This is a genomic window from Propionivibrio sp., from assembly GCF_016790145.1.
In the GTDB taxonomy this organism is placed as follows: Bacteria; Pseudomonadota; Gammaproteobacteria; order Burkholderiales; family Rhodocyclaceae; genus Propionivibrio.
This window is the reverse complement of sequence record NZ_JAEUOI010000098.1, coordinates 1-20,982: the sequence shown is the minus strand read 5'-3', so window position 1 is coordinate 20,982 and position 20,982 is coordinate 1. Positions and strand designations below refer to the sequence as shown.

Here is a 20,982-nt window from a genome sequence, read left to right as displayed (position 1 = left end):
GCCCTACACCTATCTGCTCGAGTCGGTGCATGGTGGCGAGCGTTTCGGCCGTTACTCGATCATCGGTCTGGCCAGTCCGACGCGCATCGTCGTCAATGCCCACCAGGTTCTGGTGCTCACCGGCAACCGCATCGCCGAGCGTGAAGACGACACCAATCCGCTCGACTTCATCGGCAAGTACATGCAGCGTTTCCGTGCCGCGCCGTCGGCCGGTCTGCCCCGATTCTGCGGTGGCCTGGTCGGCTGCTTCGGCTATGACACCGTGCGCTACGTCGAAACCAAGCTGACGCGAACGGCCAAAAACGACGAACTCGGCACCCCCGACATCGTGCTGCTGCTCTCCGAAGAAATTGCCGTCGTCGACAACCTCTCAGGCAAGCTGACGCTCGTCGTCTACGCCGAGCCCGGCGTTCCCGGCGCCTACCAGAAGGCGCAGGCGCGGCTGAAGGAGTTGCTCGCCAGGCTGCGCGAATCGGCAAGCATCCCCAGCGAAACGCCGCGCTCATCGCAACCCGCCGTCTCCCTGTTCGGCGAGGCACACTTCAAGCAGGCCGTGCTCAAGGCCAAGCGCTACATCACCGAGGGCGACGTCATGCAGGTCGTCCTCTCGCAGCGCATGAGCAAGCCGTTTACCGCCAGTCCGCTGGCGCTCTACCGTTCGCTGCGCTCGCTCAACCCGTCGCCCTACATGTTCTACTTCAACTTCGAGGACTTTCATGTGGTTGGTGCCTCACCTGAAATTCTCGTCCGGCTCGAAGGGGATACGGTGACGGTCAGGCCGATTGCCGGCACCCGCAAGCGCGGCTCGACCTTTGAAGAGGATCAGGCGCTGGCGGCCGAATTGCTGGCCGACGAGAAGGAACGGGCCGAACACGTCCAGTTGCTCGACCTCGGACGCAACGATGCGGGGCGTGTTGCGCAGGTTGGCAGCGTCAGGCTCACCGAGAACATGATCGTCGAACGCTATTCGCATGTAATGCACATCGTTTCCAACGTCGAAGGCAAGCTGCAGCCGGGACTGGCTGCGCTCGACGTGCTGAAGGCCACGTTTCCCGCCGGCACGGTGTCCGGTGCGCCCAAGGTACGGGCCATGGAAATCATCGACGAACTGGAGCCGATCAAGCGCGGCATCTACGCCGGTGCGGTCGGTTATCTGGGTTTCCTTGGCGACATGGACCTGGCCATTGCCATCCGCACCGCCGTCGTCAAGGACGGCAAACTGCACGTACAGGCCGGCGCCGGCATCGTCGCCGACTCCGACCCGTCATCCGAATGGCAGGAAACCGAAAACAAGGCCCGCGCCGTACTGCGCGCCGCCGAACTCGCGGAGCAGGGGCTCGATACTCGGATTGAATAAAGCGAACCACCAAGCCACCAAGGGCACCAAGATGCACCAAGAAATTCCAAAAGAACTGGATGATCTGGCTAAAAGCGTAGTCGATGCTGCGCTGACGGTGCATAAGGCCTTGGGGCCTGGTTTGCTCGAATCGGCCTATCAGGCGGGTCTTGGAATCGAGCTGGAAAAGCGGGGTGTGCCCTGCGTGATGCAATGCGTGTTACCGATCTGTTATGAGGGGGTAACCATCGAAAGCGCTTACCGCATTGATCTGCTGGTTGGTGATCAACTGGTTGTTGAATTGAAAGCGCTCGATCAACTCCTCCCAATCCATTCTGCACAACGACTAACCTACCTTCGACTTTCCGGCTACAGACTTGGCCTCTTGATAAATTTCAACACACCGCTCATCAAGGACGGCATCAAGCGAATCGCGCTTTGACGCTTAATTGTGTTTCTTGGTGTAACTTGGTGTCCTTGGTGTCCTTGGTGACTTGGTGGTGAAAGGTTTAAATTCATGCTCCTGATGATCGACAATTACGACTCCTTCACTTACAACATCGTCCAGTACTTCGGCGAGCTGGGGCAGGAGGTGAAGGTGTTCCGCAACGACGCCATTTCGCTGGCCGAGATGGCCCGGCTCAGCCCCGACTACCTGGTGATTTCGCCCGGCCCCTGCGCTCCCGCGCAAGCCGGGATTTCGCTGTCGGCGATCCGCGAGTTCGCCGGGAAAATACCGCTGCTCGGCGTCTGTCTCGGCCATCAGGCCATCGGCGAGGCATTCGGCGGGCGTGTTATTCACGCCAAAAAGCTGATGCACGGCAAGGTATCGCCGGTGCATCATGCCGATGTCGGCGTTTTTCGCGGGCTGCCCAATCCGGTGATCTGCACGCGCTACCACTCGCTGGCGATTGAACGCGAATCGCTGCCGGATTGTCTGGAGATCACGGCATGGACAGACGATGGCGAGATCATGGGCGTGCGCCACAGGACGCTGGCCGTCGAAGGGGTGCAGTTTCATCCCGAGTCGATTCTCACCGAGTACGGCCACGACATGCTGAACAACTTTCTTGAGGAGCACGCCAGATGAAGCCACAGGACGCCCTGACGCGGGTCATCGAACACCGCGAGATCTTTCACGACGAAATGACATCGCTGATGCGCCAGATCATGGGCGGCGAAGTCTCTCCGGTGATGATCGCCGCCATCGTCATTGGCCTGCGGGTCAAGAAAGAGAGCATTGGCGAGATTGCCGCCGCCGCCCAGGTCATGCGCGAGCTATCGACCAAGGTGACGGTCAGCAACGCCACCCATCTGGTGGACACCTGCGGTACCGGCGGCGACGGCGCGCACACCTTCAACATCTCGACTGCAGCGATGTTTGTTGCCGCCGCCGCCGGGGCGCGCATCGCCAAGCACGGCGGGCGTTCGGTCTCCTCGCAGTCGGGCAGTGCCGACGTGCTCGAAGCGCTCGGCGTCAATATCAACCTGACACCGGAGCAGGTCGGGCAGTGCATCGACGAGGTCGGTATCGGCTTCATGTTCGCCCCCAACCATCACAGCGCCATGAAGCACGCCGCGCCGGTGCGTCGCGAACTGGGCGTACGCACCCTGTTCAACATTCTCGGCCCGCTGACCAACCCGGCCAACGCCGCCAATCAGGTGCTCGGTGTCTTCCATCCCGACCTCGTCGGCATCCAGATCCGCGTCCTGCAGCGCCTGGGCAGTTTGCGCGCACTCACCGTTTTCGGGCGTGAAGGGCTGGACGAAATCTCGATCTCCGGCGAAACGCTGATCGGCGAGCTGAAGGACGGCCGCGTCGAGGAATACGCCATCCACCCCGAGCAATTCAACCTCGCCGTGCACGATCCGAAGGTGCTGCGCGTGGCCAACGTCGAAGAGTCCAAAGCCGTACTGCTCGCCGCGCTGGGCAACACGAACGGCGCTGCACGCGACATCGTTGCGCTCAATGCCGGTGCCAGCCTCTACGTTGGCGGACTGGCCGCAACCCTGGCCGATGGGGTCGAGCAGGCGTTCGCAGCGATCGCCTCGGGCGCCGCACGCGCCAAACTCGACGCGTTTGCCGCGTTCAGCCAAAGAATTTCGGCATAATCGCTCTGTTGGCCATTGCCTGAGCAAGGAGTTTCAAATTGACTCTGCCGAAAACCGAAGGCGGCTTTGACGCCGCCGCCTATCTCGCCTGGGAAGAAGCGCAACCTGAGCGCAACGAATACATCGCCGGCGAGGTTTTCGCCATGGCCGGCATACGCCAATCGCATAACGTGGCGATGCTTAACATCGCGACGATGCTTCGCCAGGCGCTAAAAGGAAGTCCCTGCCGAGTATTGGTTGAGTCGGTAAAAACGCGTATCGAAGCGGCGGATTGCTTTTTCTACCCCGATGTCCTCGTGACCTGCGATCCTCGCGACCGGCAAACCCCGACCTACGTGAGTCACCCGCTGCTGCTGGTCGAGGTGCTTTCCGATTCAAGTGCCGCCTTTGATCGGGGCGTCAAGTTTGCCGCGTATCGCAAACTGGAAAGTCTGCTCGATTATGTGTTGATCGATGTCACGGCACAGCACATCGAGGTCTTCCGCCGTAATCCTGAAAACCACTGGGTGCTTTACGAGTACGGCCCCGGCGACTCGCTTGAACTCGCTTCACTGTCACTTAAGCTTGATGTTGGAGAATTGCTCGACGATACCCTGGAAGAGGCGTCAGTCGACACGCCGGAAGACTGTCGTCAGCCGCTTGATCATTCAGGTAACAAACCATGAGCGACATCCTCAAGAAAATTCTCGACGTCAAGCGCGAGGAAGTTGCGGCGGCCGCGGCCATCAGGCCGCTGACGCGGGTTCGTGCCGAAGCAGAAGCGCAAAGCGCGCCACGCGATTTCGTCGGCGCCCTGCGTCGCAGGATAGCCGCCGGGCAAGCCGCGATCATCGCCGAGATCAAGAAAGCCAGCCCTTCCCGAGGCATCTTGCGCGCCGACTTCCGTCCGGCTGAAATCGCTGCCGATTACGCCGCGCATGGTGCCGCCTGCCTCTCGGTGCTCACCGACCGCCAGTTTTTCCAGGGTGCGCCCGAGTATCTGCGAGCGGCTCGCGCTACCTGTTCATTGCCGGTGCTGCGCAAGGATTTTCTCGTCGACCCCTATCAGGTCTACGAAGCCCGTGCCATGGGCGCCGACGCCATTCTGCTCATCGCCGCGGCGCTCGACCTGCCAACCCTGCTCGAATTCGAGGCCATCGCTGCGCGCCTGGGCCTGGGCGTTCTCGTCGAAGTGCATAACGGCGCCGAGCTTGAGCTTGCCCTGCAGCTCGACACCCCGTTAATCGGCATCAACAACCGCAACCTGCGCACTTTCGAGGTCAGCCTGCAAACCACTGTTGAACTCCTGCCGAGCATTCCCGACGGACGCCTCGTCGTCACCGAAAGCGGCATTCTGGCGAGCAGCGACGTTGACTTGATGCGTCACCACCAAGTGCACGCCTTCCTCGTCGGCGAAGCCTTCATGCGCGCGCCCAGCCCCGGGCAGGCGCTGGCCGGCCTGTTCTCCATGGCGCCGCCCTGAACGACTGAGCGAGAAGCCGGGCCTCGGGCCTGGTTGCGGCGAGGGGTAGGCTCAAGGGCGTATTTCATCGCCAGGAGTAGTGCTTGTTGCGAGAAACAGAAAGAAGAGATATATTTATGATATATCTCATAGGAGGCTATTTTGGACACGGCGAAAGTATTCTGGTCTGGTCGTTCGCAGGCAGTACGTCTGCCAAAGGACTTCCGCTTTGACGCGACAGAAGTTCATATCAGGCGGCACGGGAATGCCGTCATTCTGGAACCGGTCGCCAGCGATTGGGGCTGGCTGGATGCCATTGCAGGCCCACTCGACGATGACTTCGTTGAGGCCGTCAATGAGCAGCCCGAAGCTCAGGAACGCCCTGAACTTGACCGTCTGTTCTGAGCATGCGTTACCTGCTCGATGCCAATGCCGTCATTGCCTTGTTGAACGACAGGAATTCATCTATTTCGCAACGAGCACGGCTGAACAATCCGCAGGACATCGGCATTTCGGCTATCGTTGCTCACGAGCTTTTCTACGGTGCCTTCAAGAGCCAGCGCTCAGCGCGCAATGTTGCGCTGGTCGACGGCCTGCAATTCGAGGTGCTGGATTTCGACAAGGAAGACTCCCGGCAAGCCGGCGAAATCCGCGCCGCCCTGGCCGTCAAGGGAACGCCCATTGGACCCTATGACATGTTGATTGCCGGGCAAGTCATAGCCCGAAAGCTGATCCTGGTAACGCATAACACCGATGAATTCGGGCGGGTGCCGGGCTTGCAGATTGAGGACTGGACGGTCTGAAAATTTTCAGAAGAAAAAAGCACCAACCGCGAAACGGCAGTACGTTCTTTTTGTTCATCGGCAAACCCCGTTCGGCGTCCAGTGGCACGACCTTGACCAATTGTCAAACAATCGAGCCGAGCGCTAAACCACTCATATGAACCCTGAAGCACGTGGTCCGCACCCCGGCAACGCAGCAAGTGAGAGGGTTTGAGCGTCGCTGGCCCGACTATCACGCTAAGCGTCGGTACTTTCCGGTGATTGGCTCAAATGTGCCGGCAGCAAGCACAGACCGCAGCCAGCGCCGCTCCAGAGCATGGAAAGTGTGGGCTTCAGTCGGTTCTGTTGCAATTCCGCAACAAATTCACGAAACAGAGTACACAATCGTCGCTTGACGCTTGCCCCAGGCCTTTGCCTTTGCCATCATTCACTCAGCTTCTCATCCATGAGAGGTGCGGATTGGTGGAGTCTTCAGTTTCAACGTTTTTTCAACTTAATTTCAACCGCTCCACCGACCTTAAACCTAGAGGAGATTCACAATGCAAAAGAAACTAATCGTTCTGGCTCTGGCTGGCCTGGCTTCAAGCGCCGCTTTCGCTCAGACCAACGTCACCATCTACGGTGTAATCGATGAGTATATTGGTTATGGCAGCGCCAGCCAAAACACTCTTATTAACCCCTTCGCTGTTCCTGTTTTTGGTGTCGCACCTGGTGCTGTTATTCCGGGATCGGGCGGCAACCAGAAGTTCTCGGGTCTGCAGTCAGGCGGCCTGTCCGGTTCGCGCCTTGGCTTCAAGGGTGAAGAAGCGTTGGGCAACGGCCTCAAAGCGATCTTCCTTTACGAATTCGGCTCGCTTGACCCGTCGGCTAATGATAATGGTATCGGTTCTACCCGTCAGGCCTACGTCGGTCTAAACGGTAAATGGGGTACGTTCATCGGCGGCAAGCTGCAAACGCCGGGCTACGACGCCGCGCTCAAATTCGATCCGATGGCCGCCAGCGTCTTCTCCCCGCAACTTCTGATCTCCACCAATGCCGGCATGACCATTCAGGCTTCCAGCCAGGGCCGCGTACCTAACACGATTGCCTACGTTTCGCCGAATTTCAGCGGCTTCACGGGCGAACTGGTCTATTCCTTTGGTGAGCAAGTTACGGGTACCAACTGGAATGGCGCAACTCTCCCTGTTAATGCTTTTGGTCAGGCGGCATCCAATGGCTTTGATAAAGCCCAGAGCGTATGGGGAGCCAGCCTCAATTATGACAACGGCCCCTTAGCAGGTAGCTTGGCTTATCATGGCCTGTCTAACATCGGTGGCACGGGCAACAATCCTCTTGCGCAAAATCTGAAGCAGACAGAATTTCAAGTGGGTCTGTCTTACGACTTCAAGTTGCTCAAGCTGTTTGGTTCGTATCAGTACATCAAGCAGGAGAATTTCGCTACCCTTGGCGGTGGTCTCAGTACAGCTTGCGGGGTATTACCTCTGGCAGCTCCTGCAGTTCTTACTGGTGGGAGTTATGGTACTTGTGGTCTCTTGAATAACAATGTCAAAGGCAACCAATGGAACATCGGCACCGCTATCCCGGTGGGTGCCAATGGTGCAGTCAAGCTGGCTTACACGTACTACTCCAATAACATTGGTAACGGCATTGCCAACCTCATTGTTGACGATCAAAAGGCCCAGAGCTTCGGTATTGACTACGAGTACAGCTTCTCCAAGCGCACTACGGCTTATGCGGGTTACAACTACATCAATAACGGCGCCAACACGAATTACGGCTATCCTGCCAGCGGTGTTAAAGTCACTCCGGGTATTGACGAAAATGCCTGGATGGTTGGTGCCGGTGTACGCCACACCTTCTAATATCGCCTAAGCGCGTTACTGGAATTGAAAACGGGCACTTCGGTGCCCGTTTTTTTTTTCCGTAAACTGATTTGAGGGCTAGTGTAAAGAGGGTAAGGTGGCGCAAGATAATAATAGAAAGTTGCATCCCACCCCATATTATGATGTAATAACTATGTTATAACATAGGAGGTGCCATGAGAACGACACTCAGGAAAATAGGGAACTCGCACGGTGTGCTAATTCCGGCACCCTTGCTGGCCGAATGCGGTATTACCGATGAAATAGATCTTTATCTCGAAGGGGCCAAAATCGTGATTGAACCCGTTCGCCTGACGCGTTCTGGATGGTTTGACGGCTACCGTGCTGAAGTCGATAGCGAAGCCTGGGAGGGCTTGTTGCCTGACGCTGATAGCGATGAGTGGGAATGGTGAAGTCCCACGCGCAAGCCAGGCGCGGCGAGGTCTATTGGGTTAACCTGGACCCGACCGTGGGTACTGAAATTCAAAAGACACGACCCGCGTTAGTGGTCTCACCAGACGACATGAACGCCGTCCTGCCACGTGTTATCGTGGCGCCTATCACCAGTAAGGGACAAGCTTTGGGTTGCCGCCCTGTCGTCGTGTTCAAGGGCAAATCGGCACGAATCCTGCTGGATCAGTCGCGTTGCGTTGACAAGGCAAGATTGCTTGGAAAACTCGGTGAGATTGACCCCGCTGTGTGGCATGGCGTGATGATGCAGATGCTCGATTAAGCAAGAAAAGGGGAGGAGTGTTTGCTATGGATAAGAATCTTGCCCGGCATGGAATGTCCCCCGGCGAATTTATTGCTTGGCTCGGTGAGCAGGAACACAAGTATGAGTTGGTCGATGGCCAACCGCTCATGATGGCCGGCGCGACCCGCAGGCACCGCAGGATTACACTGTCGATGACTACGTTCTTTGACACCCAACTGCAAGGAAAGAAATGCCAGGCTTTCAATTCCGACACGATGGTGAAGATACCATCCGCCAATGGGAACTACAGATTTCCAGATCTTGGTGTCGAATGTGGCGACTTTCGCGATGAAAATTCGCTTGAAGCGAGCGAACCTGTGCTTGTTGTCGAGGTATTTTCGGAAACAACGGAGGGAACCGACCGCACTCGAAAAGTTGAGGAATACAAGACCGTTAGCACCATTCAGTACATTTTGCTGGTCGACCCGAATATCCCCGAAGTTCTGTTTTACATGAGGGGTGACGACAAGAATTGGATTTTCGAGGTAAAAATCGGTCTTGACGCTGTGGTTGATATGCCGCAAATTGGAGTCGCCTTGCCTTTGCATATCGTTTATCAGGGCCTGGAGTTTTATCCGCGCCCTACGCTGGTCTACCCCCAAGGCTAATACCCCCGCGCCGCGCGCTCAGCTTAAAACCAGATTGTCGCGGTGGATGATTTCCGCTTCGTCGATGTAGCCGAGGATGTCTTCAATGTCCTGGCTGGCGTGGCGGGCGATGCGGCGGGAGTCGCTGCTGCCGTAGTTGACTAGGCCGCGCGCGACTTCGACGCCTTGTGGCGAGAGACAAGCGACTGCGGCGCCGCGCTCGAATTCGCCGACAACATCCACCACGCCGATCGGCAGCAGGCTCTTGCCGGCGCGCAGGGCCTTGACGGCGCCGGCATCCAGCGTTAGCTTTCCGTTGAGTTGCAGATGATCGGCGAGCCATTGTTTGCGCGCCTTGAGCGGCTGCGTCCCGGAGATGAGCAGGGTGCCGATGGATTCGCCGAGTGCCAGGCGCGTCATGACGCTGGCTTGATGACCGCTGGCGATGACGGTGTGCGTGCCGCTACTGGCAGCGCGTTTGGCGGCAATGACCTTGGTAATCATGCCACCCTTGCCGTGTTGGGTTCCGGCGCCGCCGGCCATGGCTTCGAGAGCCGGGTCACCGGCACTGGCTTCGGCGATCAGCGTGGCGCTGGCGTCCTGGCGCGGGTCGGCAGTGAATAGCCCGGGCTGGTCGGTGAGGATGATCAGGCAATCGGCATCGACGAGGTTGGCGACCAGCGCGCCCAGGGTGTCGTTGTCGCCAAACTTTATTTCGTCGGTGATCACCGTGTCGTTCTCGTTGATGATCGGCACCACGCCGAGTTCAAGCAGCGTCGTCAGCGTCGAGCGGGCGTTAAGGTAGCGCTGGCGGTCGGCGAGGTCGTCATGCGTGAGCAAGACCTGCGCGGTGTGCAAGCCATGCCGGGCAAAGGCGCTTTCATAGACCTGTACCAGCCCCATCTGGCCGACGGCGGCACAGGCCTGCAGTTCATGCACGGCACGCGGACGTTTGCTCCAGCCAAGGCGCTGCATGCCACAAGCAATGGCGCCCGAGGAGACGAGAAGTACCTGCTTGTTGCTCTGCCGCAGTTGGGCGATCTGCCGCGCCCATTCGTCGATGGCCGTCAGATCGAGGCCCTGGCCATTGTTGGTAACGAGGGCGGAACCGACTTTGACGACAAATCGTTGGGCCTGGGCAATGCGGATCATGGCCATGGTTATGCGTTTATGTCGTTATCTATTGAAAAAATGTCGTCCAGCGAAGTTTCCGCCATTGGGGGCGGCGGTAGCAAGTTGTCAAGTGCATCCTGCAAGGCGTAGATCACCTGGCGACAGCCCTCGCCATTGATTGCGCTGATACGAAAGCAGGGGTGGTCATCGGCAGCGCTGACGTAGGCCTTCAGGAAATCATTGACGCGCTGGTTGCGTTCGTCTTCAGGGATCAGGTCGAGCTTGTTGAGTACCAGCCAGCGCGGCTTGGCAGCGAGTTCGGGACTGTATTTCTCAAGCTCGTGCACGATGGCCCTGGCGTCATGCAGCGGGTCGGCCTCGGGGTCGGGTGGGGCGAGATCGACGATGTGCAGCAGCACGCGGGTGCGCGCCAGATGCTTGAGAAAGCGGATGCCGAGGCCGGCCCCTTCGGCAGCGCCTTCGATCAGGCCGGGAATGTCGGCGATGACGAAGCTCTTGTTTTCACTGACGCGAACGACACCAAGGTTCGGATGCATGGTGGTGAAGGGGTAATCGGCGACTTTCGGGCGCGCGGCAGATACGGCGCGGATAAAGGTGCTCTTGCCAGCATTGGGCAGCCCGAGCAGGCCGACATCGGCCAGCACGCGAAGCTCAAGCCGGAGGTCGCGCTCTTCGCCGGGTTCGCCCTTGGTGCATTGACGTGGCGCGCGATTGACGCTGGACTTGAAATGGATGTTGCCGAGACCGCCGCGCCCACCTCGGGCGATCAGTATCTTTTTTTCATCAACATCGAGGTCAGCGACGATTTCATTGCTGTTGACGTCGGCGATTACGGTGCCGACCGGGACGTGCAAGTTAATGTCTTTGCCGCCTTTGCCGTAGCAATCGCTGGAACCGCCCTTTTCTCCGCGCTGGGCGATGAACTTTCGCGTATAGCGGAATTCGATCAGGGTGTTTAGGTTGCGGTCAGCGACCACATAAACGCTGCCGCCACGACCGCCGTCGCCGCCATCCGGGCCTCCTTCCGGCTCGTATTTCTCGCGCCTGAACGAGGCGACGCCGTTGCCGCCGTCACCGGCCGCAACGTAGATTCTGGCCTCGTCGATGAATTTCATGAAACGATTCGCAGCTTCCGGTTCTGAAAATTAAAAAAGCCCTACCACCAGGATAGGGCTTTTGGGGCGATTTGTTGTGTGTTAAGCCGCTGGAACGATGCTGACCGTACGCCGGCGTTTTTCGCCTTTAAGCGCGAACTGAACGTGGCCTTCGACCAGGGCGAACAGGGTGTGATCCTTGCCGATGCCGACGTTCTCACCAGGGTGAAAGGCGGTACCCCGCTGGCGAACGATGATATTGCCGGCGATAACCCGTTGCCCACCGTAGCGCTTGACACCAAGGCGTTTCGATTCCGAGTCGCGACCGTTGCGGACACTGCCGCCTGCTTTTTTGTGTGCCATGAGTCAGTTTCCTTTCGCTTAGGCCGCGCTGCCGCCGGCTATGGCGTCGACCCGGATCTCGGTGTAGTTTTGACGATGACCCTGATGCTTCTGGTAATGCTTGCGACGACGCATTTTGAAGATCGTGATCTTGTCGTGGCGGCCTTGTGCAAGCACAGTTGCCTTGACCGAAGCGCCGGTGACGAGAGGAGCGCCGATGCTTACGGACTCGCCTTCGCCGACCATGAGAATCTGGTCAATGGTGATTTCTGTGCCAACGTCTGCCGGTATCTGTTCTATTTTCAATTTTTCGCCGGCGACAACGCGATACTGCTTGCCTCCAGTTTTTATGACCGCGTACATGTTGGACTCCAAGGAACAAGGTAAAGTGAAACGAAGAACCGCGCATTATACGTATTTTTCCGACCAAGTCAAAGCCTGATGAGCGCTGACTCCTTGTTTGGCTTGACGCAGCGCGGTGCGGCGCCTAAGATTCAAAAGTTTTTTGCCAAGACGGGATGCCGTGAAACAGGAGCTGCTCTACAAGCTGATCGAGTCTGATTTGAAGGCCGTAGATGCCGTGATTCGCTCGCGCCTGCTTTCCGAGGTGGTGCTGGTGCGGCAGGTGGCCGAGTACATCATCAACGCTGGCGGAAAGCGTCTGCGACCGGCGCTGGTGCTGCTTTCTGCCGGTGCGCTGGGCTATCGTGGCACGCATCATCACGAACTTGCCGCCGTGGTCGAGTTCATTCACACGGCCACGCTGTTGCACGATGATGTGGTTGATGAGTCCGATTTGCGGCGCGGGCGTGAAACAGCCAATGCCCTCTTTGGCAATGCGGCCAGTGTGCTGGTCGGCGACTTTCTGTATTCGCGGGCATTCCAGATGATGGTTGAGGTTGATGACATGCGTGTCATGCGTGTGCTGTCGGATGCGACCAACATCATTGCCGAGGGCGAAGTGCTGCAGTTGATGAACTGCCATGATGCCGATGTGGACGAGGCGCGCTACCTGCAGGTGATTCGTTACAAGACTGCCAAGCTGTTTGAAGCCGCTGCGCAACTCGGTGCCATTATCGGCGGCGGTTCTGCCGAGATCGAGCAGCACCTGGCGAGCTACGGGATGCATCTCGGAACAGCCTTCCAGCTCATCGACGATGTGCTCGATTATTCGGGTGCCGAGGTAGAGACCGGAAAACATCTGGGCGACGATCTTGCCGAGGGCAAACCCACCCTGCCGCTGATTTATGTGCTGCAGAACGGGACTGCCGAACAGGCGGCTTGTGTGCGCCACGCCATCGAGAACGGCGGCCGCGATGACTTCCCGGCGGTGCTGGCGGCCATTCGCGCTACCGGCGCTCTGGAGCATTCGAGACAATGCGCGCTGGCGGAGGCGAATCTCGCTACGGCGGCGCTTGCGCTGCTGCCTGCTTCCACATACAAGGATTCTTTGCTAGAATTATGCCTCTTCGCTGTTGCTAGAGCCTACTAACACAGTCGTTGAATCCGTCGGGGCGTAGCTCAGCCTGGTAGAGTACTGCGTTCGGGACGCAGGAGTCGGAGGTTCGAATCCTCTCGCCCCGACCACATAAGCAAGCATCCCGTCGATGGATCGGGTTAAACGGCCCGCTCCCTTTTTTACGGCCCCAAATCGGCTGGCCCTGGTGCAGAGATTCTTTTCCCTTTGCGAGGAGGCCCCTGGTTGTTACCGCCTGGATCCTGCCAGATAGTGCTTGCGCCAGAACAGCAGGCTGAGGCCCAGAGCGATAGCGATCATGGTACCCATCGCCCACCAGAATCCTGCGTCCTGGTGGATGAGGGGAATAAACTCGAAATTCATGCCAAAGATGCCGGCAATCAGGTTCAGCGGCAGAAAGATTGCAGTCAGGGCGGTCAACGTGCGCATGATGTCGTTGGTGCGGTGTCCCTGCGCGTTGAAATGCATTTGCACAGCGGTCTCGACACTTTGTTCCAGACGTCGGACGTGGCGTACCACGCGTTCGATATGCTCCAGCAAGTCACGACTCCGGACATTAAGCAGGTCACGCTCGCGATGAAGTTGCGGCGTTTGCGCCTCCGGCCAAGTTTTGATGGCCTCAATCCAGTCCTGGATCGCAGATAGCTGGTCTTCACAAATTTCATCAAGGTAATGCAGCGTCAGGCGGGCATCAAGCAGCGACCCCCAATTATTGAAGCGGCTCTTCGGGTCGAGAAGTTTGGTCTGCCAATGGTCGAGTTGATGGGTCAATCCGCGGCGTAATTCCAGAAAGCCGTCAACCATCTGATTGATGATGCGCAACATGAGGTCAGCCGGGCTGGTCGGAAGGCGGGCACCGGTAGCGCGCGATTCGACCGAGGCCGCGATGAGAAGTTTGGCCGCATAAGACTCAAGCACTGAACAGTCGGCGGGATGAACCGTCAGTAGAACCTGATCGAACACGGCAAAGCCCACCGGGTTGGTGTCAATCCGCTTGAGGATGGGCGGGCCACCTTTTTGTGCGGGAAGCTCTATGCGGCTGGCGCCAGGCGTCAGGTCGCGCTCACCGCTTCCCGCCGCAAGTCGGCGGAAAACAAGAACATCGTACTGCGAGGTATAGTCGTAGTGCGAGGGGATGAAGGTGTTAAGCAGATCCGAGAGGTGCAGGTCGACCAGTTGCATGCCACACACGCTTTGCAAGGTGGCCTGGATCTCGTTTTGCCTTGCCTTCAATTCACTACGCGAGCATGCAATCCACAGGTAGCCCTGTTCGGGCAGGGTGTAAGCGGCTGGGTTATTCAGCGAAGACGTTTCGCTGACCCCGCTGCTGTGAATGGTAAAAATGCGCATATGACATTATGCCGAAGAATCCTGGTTGTCAGTCAACAAGAAAAAGCGAACCCCGGCTGATTGAAGGCGACCACGAAGAATGTGTCGTACAGAAACCAGACCAATCCCAATGCAGAGCCTTTGCCAAGTGCTGCGGTAATACAAAGCGTTGGCGTGAGAAAAAAATTAGCGAGCCAACAGATCCGTACATCAATGACAGGCAGCAGGCGCTCGGCTATGATCGCAAGGGTGCGCGCAGGCCGGTGGCTGTTTGCGCCGGGCGTCATCATTTCAGAACGCGGGAGGCGCGATATGACAGTGGTTATCAGAGCAGTGCTGGCGCTTCTTTTCACTGCAGGCCTGTCGGCGCAGGCCGGAGAGCAACCGGTTTCGACATACAGCGGCCCGTGCGACGCATCGGCAGCCGTCGCGCTCGACGCCGGGCACTTTGTCGTCGGTGACGACGAGCACAACACGCTTTACATCTATCGGCGCGGGCAGGCGCAGGCCATCGCTGCGCTGAATCTTTCGAAGTTCCTCGACACCGGTGCCGAGCAGGAGTCCGACATCGAAGGCGCCGCCGCCGTCGGCCAGCGCATCTACTGGATCACCTCGCATGGCCGCGACGGGAAGGGGAGGGCCAGACCGGCACGCCACCGCTTCTTTGCCACCGAGGTGCTACCCGGCAATCCGCCCGCGCTGAAACCGCTCGGCGAGCCCTACACCCGGCTGCTTCATGACATGGAGGAGTCCGCCGTGCTCAGGCCTTACAGGCTGGGCGACGCGGCGCGTCTGGCCGCCGAGGCCGACGGCGGCTTCAACATCGAAGGTCTGGCCGCGACGCCAGCAGGCACACTGCTGATCGGGCTGCGCAACCCGCTGTCGCAGCAGCGCGCGCTGCTCATTCCCCTGGAGAACCCCGGCGAAGTGATCTCCGGCCGGCGTGCCCGCTTCGGCACGCCGATCGAGCTCGACCTCGGGCGGCGCGGAATCCGCAGCATCGAGCGGTTCGGTGAAAGTTACCTGATCGCCGCCGGGCCGACGGCCGACAGCGGCAGCTTTGCGCTCTTTCGCTGGTCAGGCCGCCCCGGCGATGCGGCATCGCCACTCACGGGAATCGATCTGGGCGAGCTGCGCCCCGAGGCCCTGTTCGCCATTCCGCACACTGGCCAGGTGCAATTGCTGAGCGACGACGGCGGTGTGACGATTGATGGCGTCAAGTGCAAAAAGCTGCCCGCAGCTCGACAGACATTCCGCAGCCTGATTGTTACCCCGTAGCGGTGCCTGGCATCGATTCAAGCTTAAAAGACCATTTGCATTCTGAGGTTGAACGCCTGTTAGCCAATCCGTATGAAAAACCTCGTTCTTGTGCAAAACATGGTTGGCTACCTCAGAATCCTGATAGCGTGTTCCGTGCAATCCGTGTTTGGAAAAAGGTAAGGGTAATGGCGGCGCGCCAGCCAAGTCGACGGTGGGTTAAAATGGCTCGCTGGCAACTTTCGGCCATCAAGAGACAGTCAGCCAAAATCCGCGAATGAGTGCTTCAGACTGATTGCGGTCTGCTGACAAATGCATAGCCAGCGGCCGGCCCACTCAGTTTTCTGCCGTTCAGCCTTGGCCTGGTTGCATGACGGCAGGGTGTCCTGAACAGTCTTTTGAAGCCAGTCAAAGCAGACCTTGACGCCCACCGAGCAGGATCAGAAACACACCACATATTCGCTCGACAACGGTCTTGCTTTGCCGGTACAGGGCTGCCATTCGATCCCCAGACAAGGCAAGCGCCACGCTGCCATACCAGAGTGTGGAAATTACTCCGACCATCACAACCATGGACAGCAAGGTTTGAATGGATGCATCGGTAGGAACCGCCCCTGAGAAAACCGACGCATAGAACGCCATTGACTTTGGATTCGCCAGATTAGTGGCTATGCCGTCACGCAGGGATGACGGAAACGAAGATAACAAACCAGATTTCCCTCTTGGCTTGTGCGGCTGACCTGATCGCATGAGGAGTTGAACACCGAACCAGACTAGATAGGCAGCCCCCATAAGCTTGATTGACCAAAACATCCACGGCAAGGTAATCACCAGCAGGCTTAGCCCAAACAAGGCCATGGCTGCCCAAAGCGAATTGATCATGGCGATCCCAAACACCATGGCTACGGCTTCAAACCGCGAGGATGAAACTGCACGATGACTAACTGCAACGAAGTTCGGACCGGGACTCATCACTCCCGCAAGACAAACAACTGCGGCGGACAAAATTGCGGTGGTATCAAACATGGGCACCTCAAATCAGCAATGGAGCTTATGTTGTACCGATACTTCCGATACGTCCAATCCTGTTTGAGAAATGCTACGATAGCCAAAACATATCAAATCGCTATGATTAACTTCCGTCTCATCCGCCATCTCTGGTTGTTTCTCGCTGTTGCCGAGGAACAGCATTTTGGGCGTGCCGCCAAGCGGATAGGCATGTCTCAGCCACCGCTGACAGATCAAATACAAATTCTTGAACATGCACTCAAGGTCAAACTGTTTGAACGATCACGGCGTGGAACCAAACTGACGCCCACGGGTGCCGCGATTCTTCCTGCCGTCAAAAAGTTTGCCGAGCAGTTGGAACGGCTGGAGCTTGCCGTACGCGAAGCCACAACAGGTCAGCGCGGTATGTTAGCGGTCGGGGCGATTTCTTCCGCCATGGTTGATGTGTTGCCGCCACTGATCGAGAAAATGAAAGCAACGCATCCTGACGTAACGATTTCCATGCGAGAGATTGATAGCGTGGAGGCGGTACCCCTCCTTCAGTCAGGCGATATTGATTTGGCCTTTGCCCGGCTTGAAGGTGAACTCGGTTCCGGTATCAAGTCGATGCCGCTGCGTGAGGATCGCTTGGCCGTTGCTCTACCCAAAGATCATTCGTTAGCTTCACGATCTCGTATTCGACTGTCCTCGCTTTCAGAAGAAGATTTTGTGATGTTCTACCGTCGAGTCAGTCCCGGCTACTTCGATAGCTTGGTGACGGCTTGCCGAACTGCAGGCTTTTCTCCACGCATTGTTCATGAGGTCAGCTCGGTGGCTTCCCAGGTTGCCTTTGTCGGTTGCGGACAGGGCGTTGCGCTGATTCCTTCAGCGATGAAGAAGATGGCACCGGACACCGCCGTCGTGCGTCCTCTCACTGATAAATTGACGGTTGTGACAACGGCGGTAGCGTGGAATACGGTCAGGGACAATCCTGCCGTCGAAGCAGCAGTAGCTGCTCTTGACTTGTTGGAGTGACCGCTATGTCGCTTCACGGCGTACGGCTGGTTGTGGCCGTTATGGAAAGCTCTACATAACGGCCAGGAGCCGTTGCTCACGACCGTTGGCTTACGGGGGGCTCGACTCAACCCCGCAATTCACGAGCAACCCGTCACCGCGAAGATCCTCAAGCACCCGATTCTGCGCAGGCCGGGCGCCGCCACGGGCAGGCATGCAGCTTCAGCGCATTTTATTTCTGGGTGTTGTATTGATCAACGTCCCGTGACGTCCTCTTGCTCCGGACGAGTGAACGCTCCTTGAGCGAGTCCAAGATTGACATGTCGCCGAACAATGTCGACACCAGCATCGCTGCGAAGCAGGCCAGAATCATGGGCAGCAACATCGTCGAGTTGGCCGTTATCTCGGCTACCAGCACAATCGCGGTAAGCGGCGCGCGCACGATGGCGGTGAAGAGCGCTGCCATCCCGACTAGGGCAAATCCTTCAGGTTCGAACGCCATGCCAGGGAAAGCGAGTGCACAGAGCAACCCGATCCAAAGACCGAGTTCGGCACCGAGCGCCAGTAACGGCACAAGCAAGCCGCCTGGCGCCCCTGCAGCGACAGAAAACGCAATGAGACCAAGGCGGAAAAAGAAAAGAGCAGGCAGTGCCGCCAGTGTCCCTTCGCCGCGTAGTGCCTGTTGTGCAAGTCCGTCGCCTGCGCCAACCAGCGAGGGAGTGAACCATGCGATCGCTCCCACGACCGCACCCACCATCGCGGCTCGCAATTCAATGGGCAGGTCTGAAAACCGGTCGGCAGTCCTGAGTATTGCGAGCAACGTCCGGTTGTACAGTGTGCCGGCAAGCCCTGCCCCGATGCCGAGCAAAACGAAAAACGGCACCTTGTCCAGGCTGGGTTGTGTAAGGGGTTCCACTGTGAATTCGGGTGTGTCGCCGAATATCGCGCGCCCGACCCAAATCGCAACGGCAGACGCGGCAAGCGCAGCAATCACCAGCCGCGCCTCAAAGCGTTTTAGCAGTCCTTCGAAAACGAATAAAGCGCCCGCGATGGGCGCATTGAACGCTACTGCAAAGCCTGCGCCAGCTCCCGCGGCCATCAGCGCACGGCAATCCGTCCAGTTCCGCCGCAGCAGTTTTCCGATCTGGTACGCGATGCTCGCGCCCATCTGAACGGTCGGTCCCTCGCGGCCCAGCGCAAGGCCTGAACCAATCGCAAGCGTGCCAGCCAGAAACTTGACCGGGATAACGCGCAGCGGTGCCGGCGCCACCTCACCATCCAACACCGCCATGACCCGCGGAATCCCGCTCCCCGAGGCTGAAGGCGCGAGGCATCGTACCATCCACGCAGCGATGGCAGCAGCGCCCGCAGCAAGTGCCACGAACAGCACGAATCCACCGATACCCCAGACATCCATCCGGGCTATCAAGGCATCGCGGAACCGATTCGCCTGCTCAAGTGCCAGGCGGAACAATGCCCCGATCACTCCAGCACCAAGCCCTGCAAGAGGGGCCATCACGCCCAGCATGATCAGGTCGCTACGCGGTCTCCCATTCGCAACATCCTTGCCGTCGATCTCTGCTTTCGGATTCACAATGCCCCCTTATGATGAGCGTATGTTATCTGCAGACCTGTGGTCGCGCCAGTGTTGAACTGCAGGCAAGTTTCAGGTTGTCCGGTTGCGTGCTCGCGTAGTAGGATGAATGTTGGAGTAACTCCCTCAATGCCATGCGGGACAAGCCGTTCGGACTGTGTTCGAGGTTGTTGAACAGCGACGGAACCAATGGACACCTTTGACATCTATGACACGATGTGCCGCACCAGTCGGGACGCGGAAGCACATGAAGCGAGCCATGATTTAAGCCACGAAAGGAGAAAGAGCATGCAAGGAAGCTATCGAAACTACATAGTGACGGCAGTGGCCGCCATGGTTTTATTTGCGTCAGGTGGAACCTTCGGCCAGACGCCTGTTCGAGCGCCGGCGAATCCTCAGTTCAAGTTCTCGACACCGATCGCCCCGGGCGTCGCCGTGCCCGACAAGCTCGAGTCCTCGATCGGCACCTTGAACCTGAACTACGGCTACCCGTCGGCCGACACCGTCGAGAAGATCTACGACAACCTGGACCGTTCGCGGGCGCTACAGGCCTATCTGCTGGCGATCCCCATCGTCAACCAGGCCGGCATGCGCGACTCGATCCGCAAGTTCGGGCCCGACAACCAGACCGACGTGATCTGGGAAGACCTGGTCGATCCGAGGACCGTCGAGCTGACGGCGAACGACAACACGATCTACAACTTCATCTGGGTCGACACCAGCAAGGGTCCATTGGTGGCCGAGATTCCGCCCAAGGTGCTGGGGCTGGTCAACGACTTCTGGTACAAGTGGGTGGCCGACGTCGGCATCACTGGCGCCGACAAGGGCGAGGGCGGCAAGTACCTGCTGCTGCCGCCCGGATACAAGGGCGACATCCCGTCGGGGTATCACGTCGTCCGTCCGAGCACCTTTGGCAACTGGCTTGTCTTCCGCGCCTTCCTGGTGGACGGTTCGACCCGGCCCGGCGTCGAATCAGTGAAGAAGAACCTGCGGATCTACAGCCTGGCCGACGCCGCCAACCCGCCGCCGATGAAGTTCGTCAATGCCTCGGGCGTACCGGCGAACTTCGTCGCACCGGGGGACTATTCGTTCTGGAGCCTGTTGAACCAGGTCATCCAGGAGGAACCGACGGCGGGTTCCGATCCCACCACCCTGGGCCTGTTCGCCTCGATCGGCATCGTCAAGGGCCAGCCCTTCAATCCCGATGAACGGATGAAGAAGATCCTGACCGACGCCGCGAACATCGGCGCCGTGACGGCGCGCGCGATCGCCTTCAAGATCCGCTCGAAGGAGGCGTATTTCTATCCGGACAGCGCCTGGCGCCTGCCGTTCTTCGGCGGCTACAAGTTCGAGGTGTCCCCGGGTGTCAGCAACCTGGATGGTGCCGCCTTCTACTATTACTTCGCCACCGGCGTCACCCCGGCGATGGAGGAGAAGATGGTAGGCCGGGGATCGCAATACCCTTGGTCGGTGCAGGATGCCAAGGGCAATCCTTTCGATGGCGGCAAGAACTACAAGCTGCGCCTGCCGCCGAACGTACCAGTCAAGGATTTCTGGTCGGTGATCGTCTACGACAACCAGACCCGATCGATGGTGCAGACCGACCAGAAGGCCCCGAGCGTCAGCAGTCAGAACAAGGGGGTCAAGACGAATGCAGACGGCTCGGTGGATGTGTACTTCGGGCCCAAGGCACCGATGGGAATGGAGAACAACTGGGTACAGACGATTCCCGGCAAAGGGTGGTTCATGATCCTTCGCCTCTACGGTCCGCTGGAGCCATGGTTCAACAAGACCTGGCGGCCGGGCGAGATCGTCCTGCAACCTTGATTGCGGTACAAAACACCTTCGACGGGCGCCTCGGCGCCCGTTTTCCATTCCGG

The 20,982-nt window shown here is 58.4% G+C and carries 24 protein-coding genes and 1 tRNA gene; 17 read left to right on the top strand and 8 right to left on the bottom strand.

Annotated elements, in window-relative coordinates:
* From trpE to JNM42_RS08715, 12 genes are all read left to right on the top strand, one after another.
* Positions 1 to 1,357: anthranilate synthase component I (gene trpE, locus JNM42_RS08770; protein WP_294268387.1), on the top strand; the 1,357-nt coding region annotated here is incomplete at its 5' end.
* A complete protein-coding gene (locus JNM42_RS08765; RefSeq protein WP_294268385.1) occupies positions 1,350 to 1,778 on the top strand; it encodes a GxxExxY protein in 429 nt (142 codons plus the stop codon). The genes trpE and JNM42_RS08765, both read left to right, overlap by 8 nt.
* 75 nt (positions 1,779 to 1,853) lie before the next feature.
* Positions 1,854 to 2,426 (top strand): aminodeoxychorismate/anthranilate synthase component II, encoded by a 573-nt coding sequence (locus tag JNM42_RS08760; protein WP_294268383.1) that lies wholly within the window; start codon positions 1,854 to 1,856, stop codon positions 2,424 to 2,426.
* On the top strand, positions 2,423 to 3,448 hold the full coding sequence (gene trpD, locus JNM42_RS08755; RefSeq protein WP_294268381.1) for an anthranilate phosphoribosyltransferase: 1,026 nt from the start codon (positions 2,423 to 2,425) through the stop codon (positions 3,446 to 3,448). The genes JNM42_RS08760 and trpD overlap by 4 nt, the downstream gene beginning before the upstream one ends.
* Positions 3,449 to 3,486: 38 nt before the next feature.
* The gene (locus tag JNM42_RS08750; RefSeq protein WP_294268379.1) at positions 3,487 to 4,113 is read left to right on the top strand and encodes a Uma2 family endonuclease; all 627 of its coding nucleotides are present in this window, start codon (positions 3,487 to 3,489) and stop codon (positions 4,111 to 4,113) included.
* The gene (trpC, locus tag JNM42_RS08745) at positions 4,110 to 4,910 is read left to right on the top strand and encodes an indole-3-glycerol phosphate synthase TrpC (RefSeq protein ID WP_294268377.1); all 801 of its coding nucleotides are present in this window, start codon (positions 4,110 to 4,112) and stop codon (positions 4,908 to 4,910) included. The genes JNM42_RS08750 and trpC overlap by 4 nt, the downstream gene beginning before the upstream one ends.
* A gap of 141 nt (positions 4,911 to 5,051) precedes the next feature.
* Positions 5,052 to 5,294: a type II toxin-antitoxin system VapB family antitoxin gene (gene vapB / locus JNM42_RS08740; RefSeq protein WP_294268375.1), complete on the top strand. Its 243-nt coding sequence runs from the start codon at positions 5,052 to 5,054 to the stop codon at positions 5,292 to 5,294.
* Positions 5,295 to 5,296: 2 nt separating this feature from the next.
* A complete protein-coding gene (locus JNM42_RS08735; protein ID WP_294268374.1) occupies positions 5,297 to 5,692 on the top strand; it encodes a type II toxin-antitoxin system VapC family toxin in 396 nt (131 codons plus the stop codon).
* A gap of 518 nt (positions 5,693 to 6,210) precedes the next feature.
* Positions 6,211 to 7,533, top strand: a complete 1,323-nt coding sequence (locus tag JNM42_RS08730) for a porin (RefSeq protein ID WP_294268372.1) — start codon at positions 6,211 to 6,213, stop codon at positions 7,531 to 7,533.
* Positions 7,534 to 7,709: 176 nt separating this feature from the next.
* Positions 7,710 to 7,946 (top strand): hypothetical protein, encoded by a 237-nt coding sequence (locus JNM42_RS08725; RefSeq protein WP_294268371.1) that lies wholly within the window; start codon positions 7,710 to 7,712, stop codon positions 7,944 to 7,946.
* Positions 7,940 to 8,266, top strand: coding sequence for a type II toxin-antitoxin system PemK/MazF family toxin (locus JNM42_RS08720; RefSeq protein ID WP_294268369.1), 327 nt, complete (start codon positions 7,940 to 7,942; stop codon positions 8,264 to 8,266). The genes JNM42_RS08725 and JNM42_RS08720 overlap by 7 nt, the downstream gene beginning before the upstream one ends.
* A 26-nt stretch (positions 8,267 to 8,292) precedes the next feature.
* Positions 8,293 to 8,895, top strand: a complete 603-nt coding sequence (locus tag JNM42_RS08715) for a Uma2 family endonuclease (protein ID WP_294268366.1) — start codon at positions 8,293 to 8,295, stop codon at positions 8,893 to 8,895.
* 18 nt (positions 8,896 to 8,913) lie between these two features.
* On the opposite strand, the gene proB is transcribed toward JNM42_RS08715, so the two are convergent.
* From proB to rplU, 4 genes are all read right to left on the bottom strand, one after another.
* Complete coding sequence (proB, locus tag JNM42_RS08710; protein ID WP_294268364.1) at positions 8,914 to 10,032, bottom strand: glutamate 5-kinase; 1,119 nt, start codon at positions 10,030 to 10,032, stop codon at positions 8,914 to 8,916.
* A 2-nt stretch (positions 10,033 to 10,034) separates the two neighbouring features.
* The gene (gene cgtA / locus JNM42_RS08705) at positions 10,035 to 11,123 is read right to left on the bottom strand and encodes an Obg family GTPase CgtA (RefSeq protein WP_294268362.1); all 1,089 of its coding nucleotides are present in this window, start codon (positions 11,121 to 11,123) and stop codon (positions 10,035 to 10,037) included.
* 81 nt (positions 11,124 to 11,204) lie between these two features.
* Complete coding sequence (gene rpmA, locus JNM42_RS08700) at positions 11,205 to 11,465, bottom strand: 50S ribosomal protein L27 (RefSeq protein WP_294268360.1); 261 nt, start codon at positions 11,463 to 11,465, stop codon at positions 11,205 to 11,207.
* An 18-nt stretch (positions 11,466 to 11,483) separates the two neighbouring features.
* The gene (gene rplU / locus JNM42_RS08695) at positions 11,484 to 11,807 is read right to left on the bottom strand and encodes a 50S ribosomal protein L21 (protein WP_294268358.1); all 324 of its coding nucleotides are present in this window, start codon (positions 11,805 to 11,807) and stop codon (positions 11,484 to 11,486) included.
* A gap of 160 nt (positions 11,808 to 11,967) precedes the next feature.
* On the opposite strand from rplU, the gene JNM42_RS08690 reads away from it, so the two are divergent.
* Positions 11,968 to 12,936: a polyprenyl synthetase family protein gene (locus tag JNM42_RS08690; protein WP_294268356.1), complete on the top strand. Its 969-nt coding sequence runs from the start codon at positions 11,968 to 11,970 to the stop codon at positions 12,934 to 12,936.
* A gap of 18 nt (positions 12,937 to 12,954) precedes the next feature.
* A tRNA-Pro gene (locus tag JNM42_RS08685) sits at positions 12,955 to 13,031 on the top strand.
* 118 nt (positions 13,032 to 13,149) lie between these two features.
* On the opposite strand, the gene JNM42_RS08680 is transcribed toward JNM42_RS08685, so the two are convergent.
* A complete protein-coding gene (locus JNM42_RS08680) occupies positions 13,150 to 14,271 on the bottom strand; it encodes a magnesium transporter CorA family protein (RefSeq protein WP_294268354.1) in 1,122 nt (373 codons plus the stop codon).
* Positions 14,272 to 14,303: 32 nt separating this feature from the next.
* Positions 14,304 to 14,540 carry a hypothetical protein gene (locus JNM42_RS08675; RefSeq protein WP_294268352.1) on the bottom strand — a complete coding sequence of 79 codons (237 nt, stop codon included), beginning with the start codon at positions 14,538 to 14,540 and terminating at the stop codon, positions 14,304 to 14,306.
* Between the two features lie 22 nt (positions 14,541 to 14,562).
* Between JNM42_RS08675 and JNM42_RS08670 the strand changes: the two genes are divergently transcribed.
* On the top strand, positions 14,563 to 15,528 hold the full coding sequence (locus JNM42_RS08670) for a DUF3616 domain-containing protein (RefSeq protein ID WP_294268350.1): 966 nt from the start codon (positions 14,563 to 14,565) through the stop codon (positions 15,526 to 15,528).
* 387 nt (positions 15,529 to 15,915) lie between these two features.
* Here JNM42_RS08670 and JNM42_RS08665 read toward each other — a convergent pair whose 3' ends face one another.
* Positions 15,916 to 16,533 carry a LysE family translocator gene (locus JNM42_RS08665; protein WP_294268348.1) on the bottom strand — a complete coding sequence of 206 codons (618 nt, stop codon included), beginning with the start codon at positions 16,531 to 16,533 and terminating at the stop codon, positions 15,916 to 15,918.
* Between the two features lie 102 nt (positions 16,534 to 16,635).
* On the opposite strand from JNM42_RS08665, the gene JNM42_RS08660 reads away from it, so the two are divergent.
* Positions 16,636 to 17,529 (top strand): LysR family transcriptional regulator, encoded by an 894-nt coding sequence (locus tag JNM42_RS08660; protein WP_294268347.1) that lies wholly within the window; start codon positions 16,636 to 16,638, stop codon positions 17,527 to 17,529.
* A 211-nt stretch (positions 17,530 to 17,740) separates the two neighbouring features.
* Here JNM42_RS08660 and clcA read toward each other — a convergent pair whose 3' ends face one another.
* Positions 17,741 to 19,102: a H(+)/Cl(-) exchange transporter ClcA gene (gene clcA / locus JNM42_RS08655; RefSeq protein ID WP_294268345.1), complete on the bottom strand. Its 1,362-nt coding sequence runs from the start codon at positions 19,100 to 19,102 to the stop codon at positions 17,741 to 17,743.
* 288 nt (positions 19,103 to 19,390) lie between these two features.
* Between clcA and JNM42_RS08650 the strand changes: the two genes are divergently transcribed.
* Positions 19,391 to 20,929 (top strand): DUF1254 domain-containing protein, encoded by a 1,539-nt coding sequence (locus tag JNM42_RS08650; protein WP_294268343.1) that lies wholly within the window; start codon positions 19,391 to 19,393, stop codon positions 20,927 to 20,929.
* Positions 20,930 to 20,982: the final 53 nt, after the last annotated feature.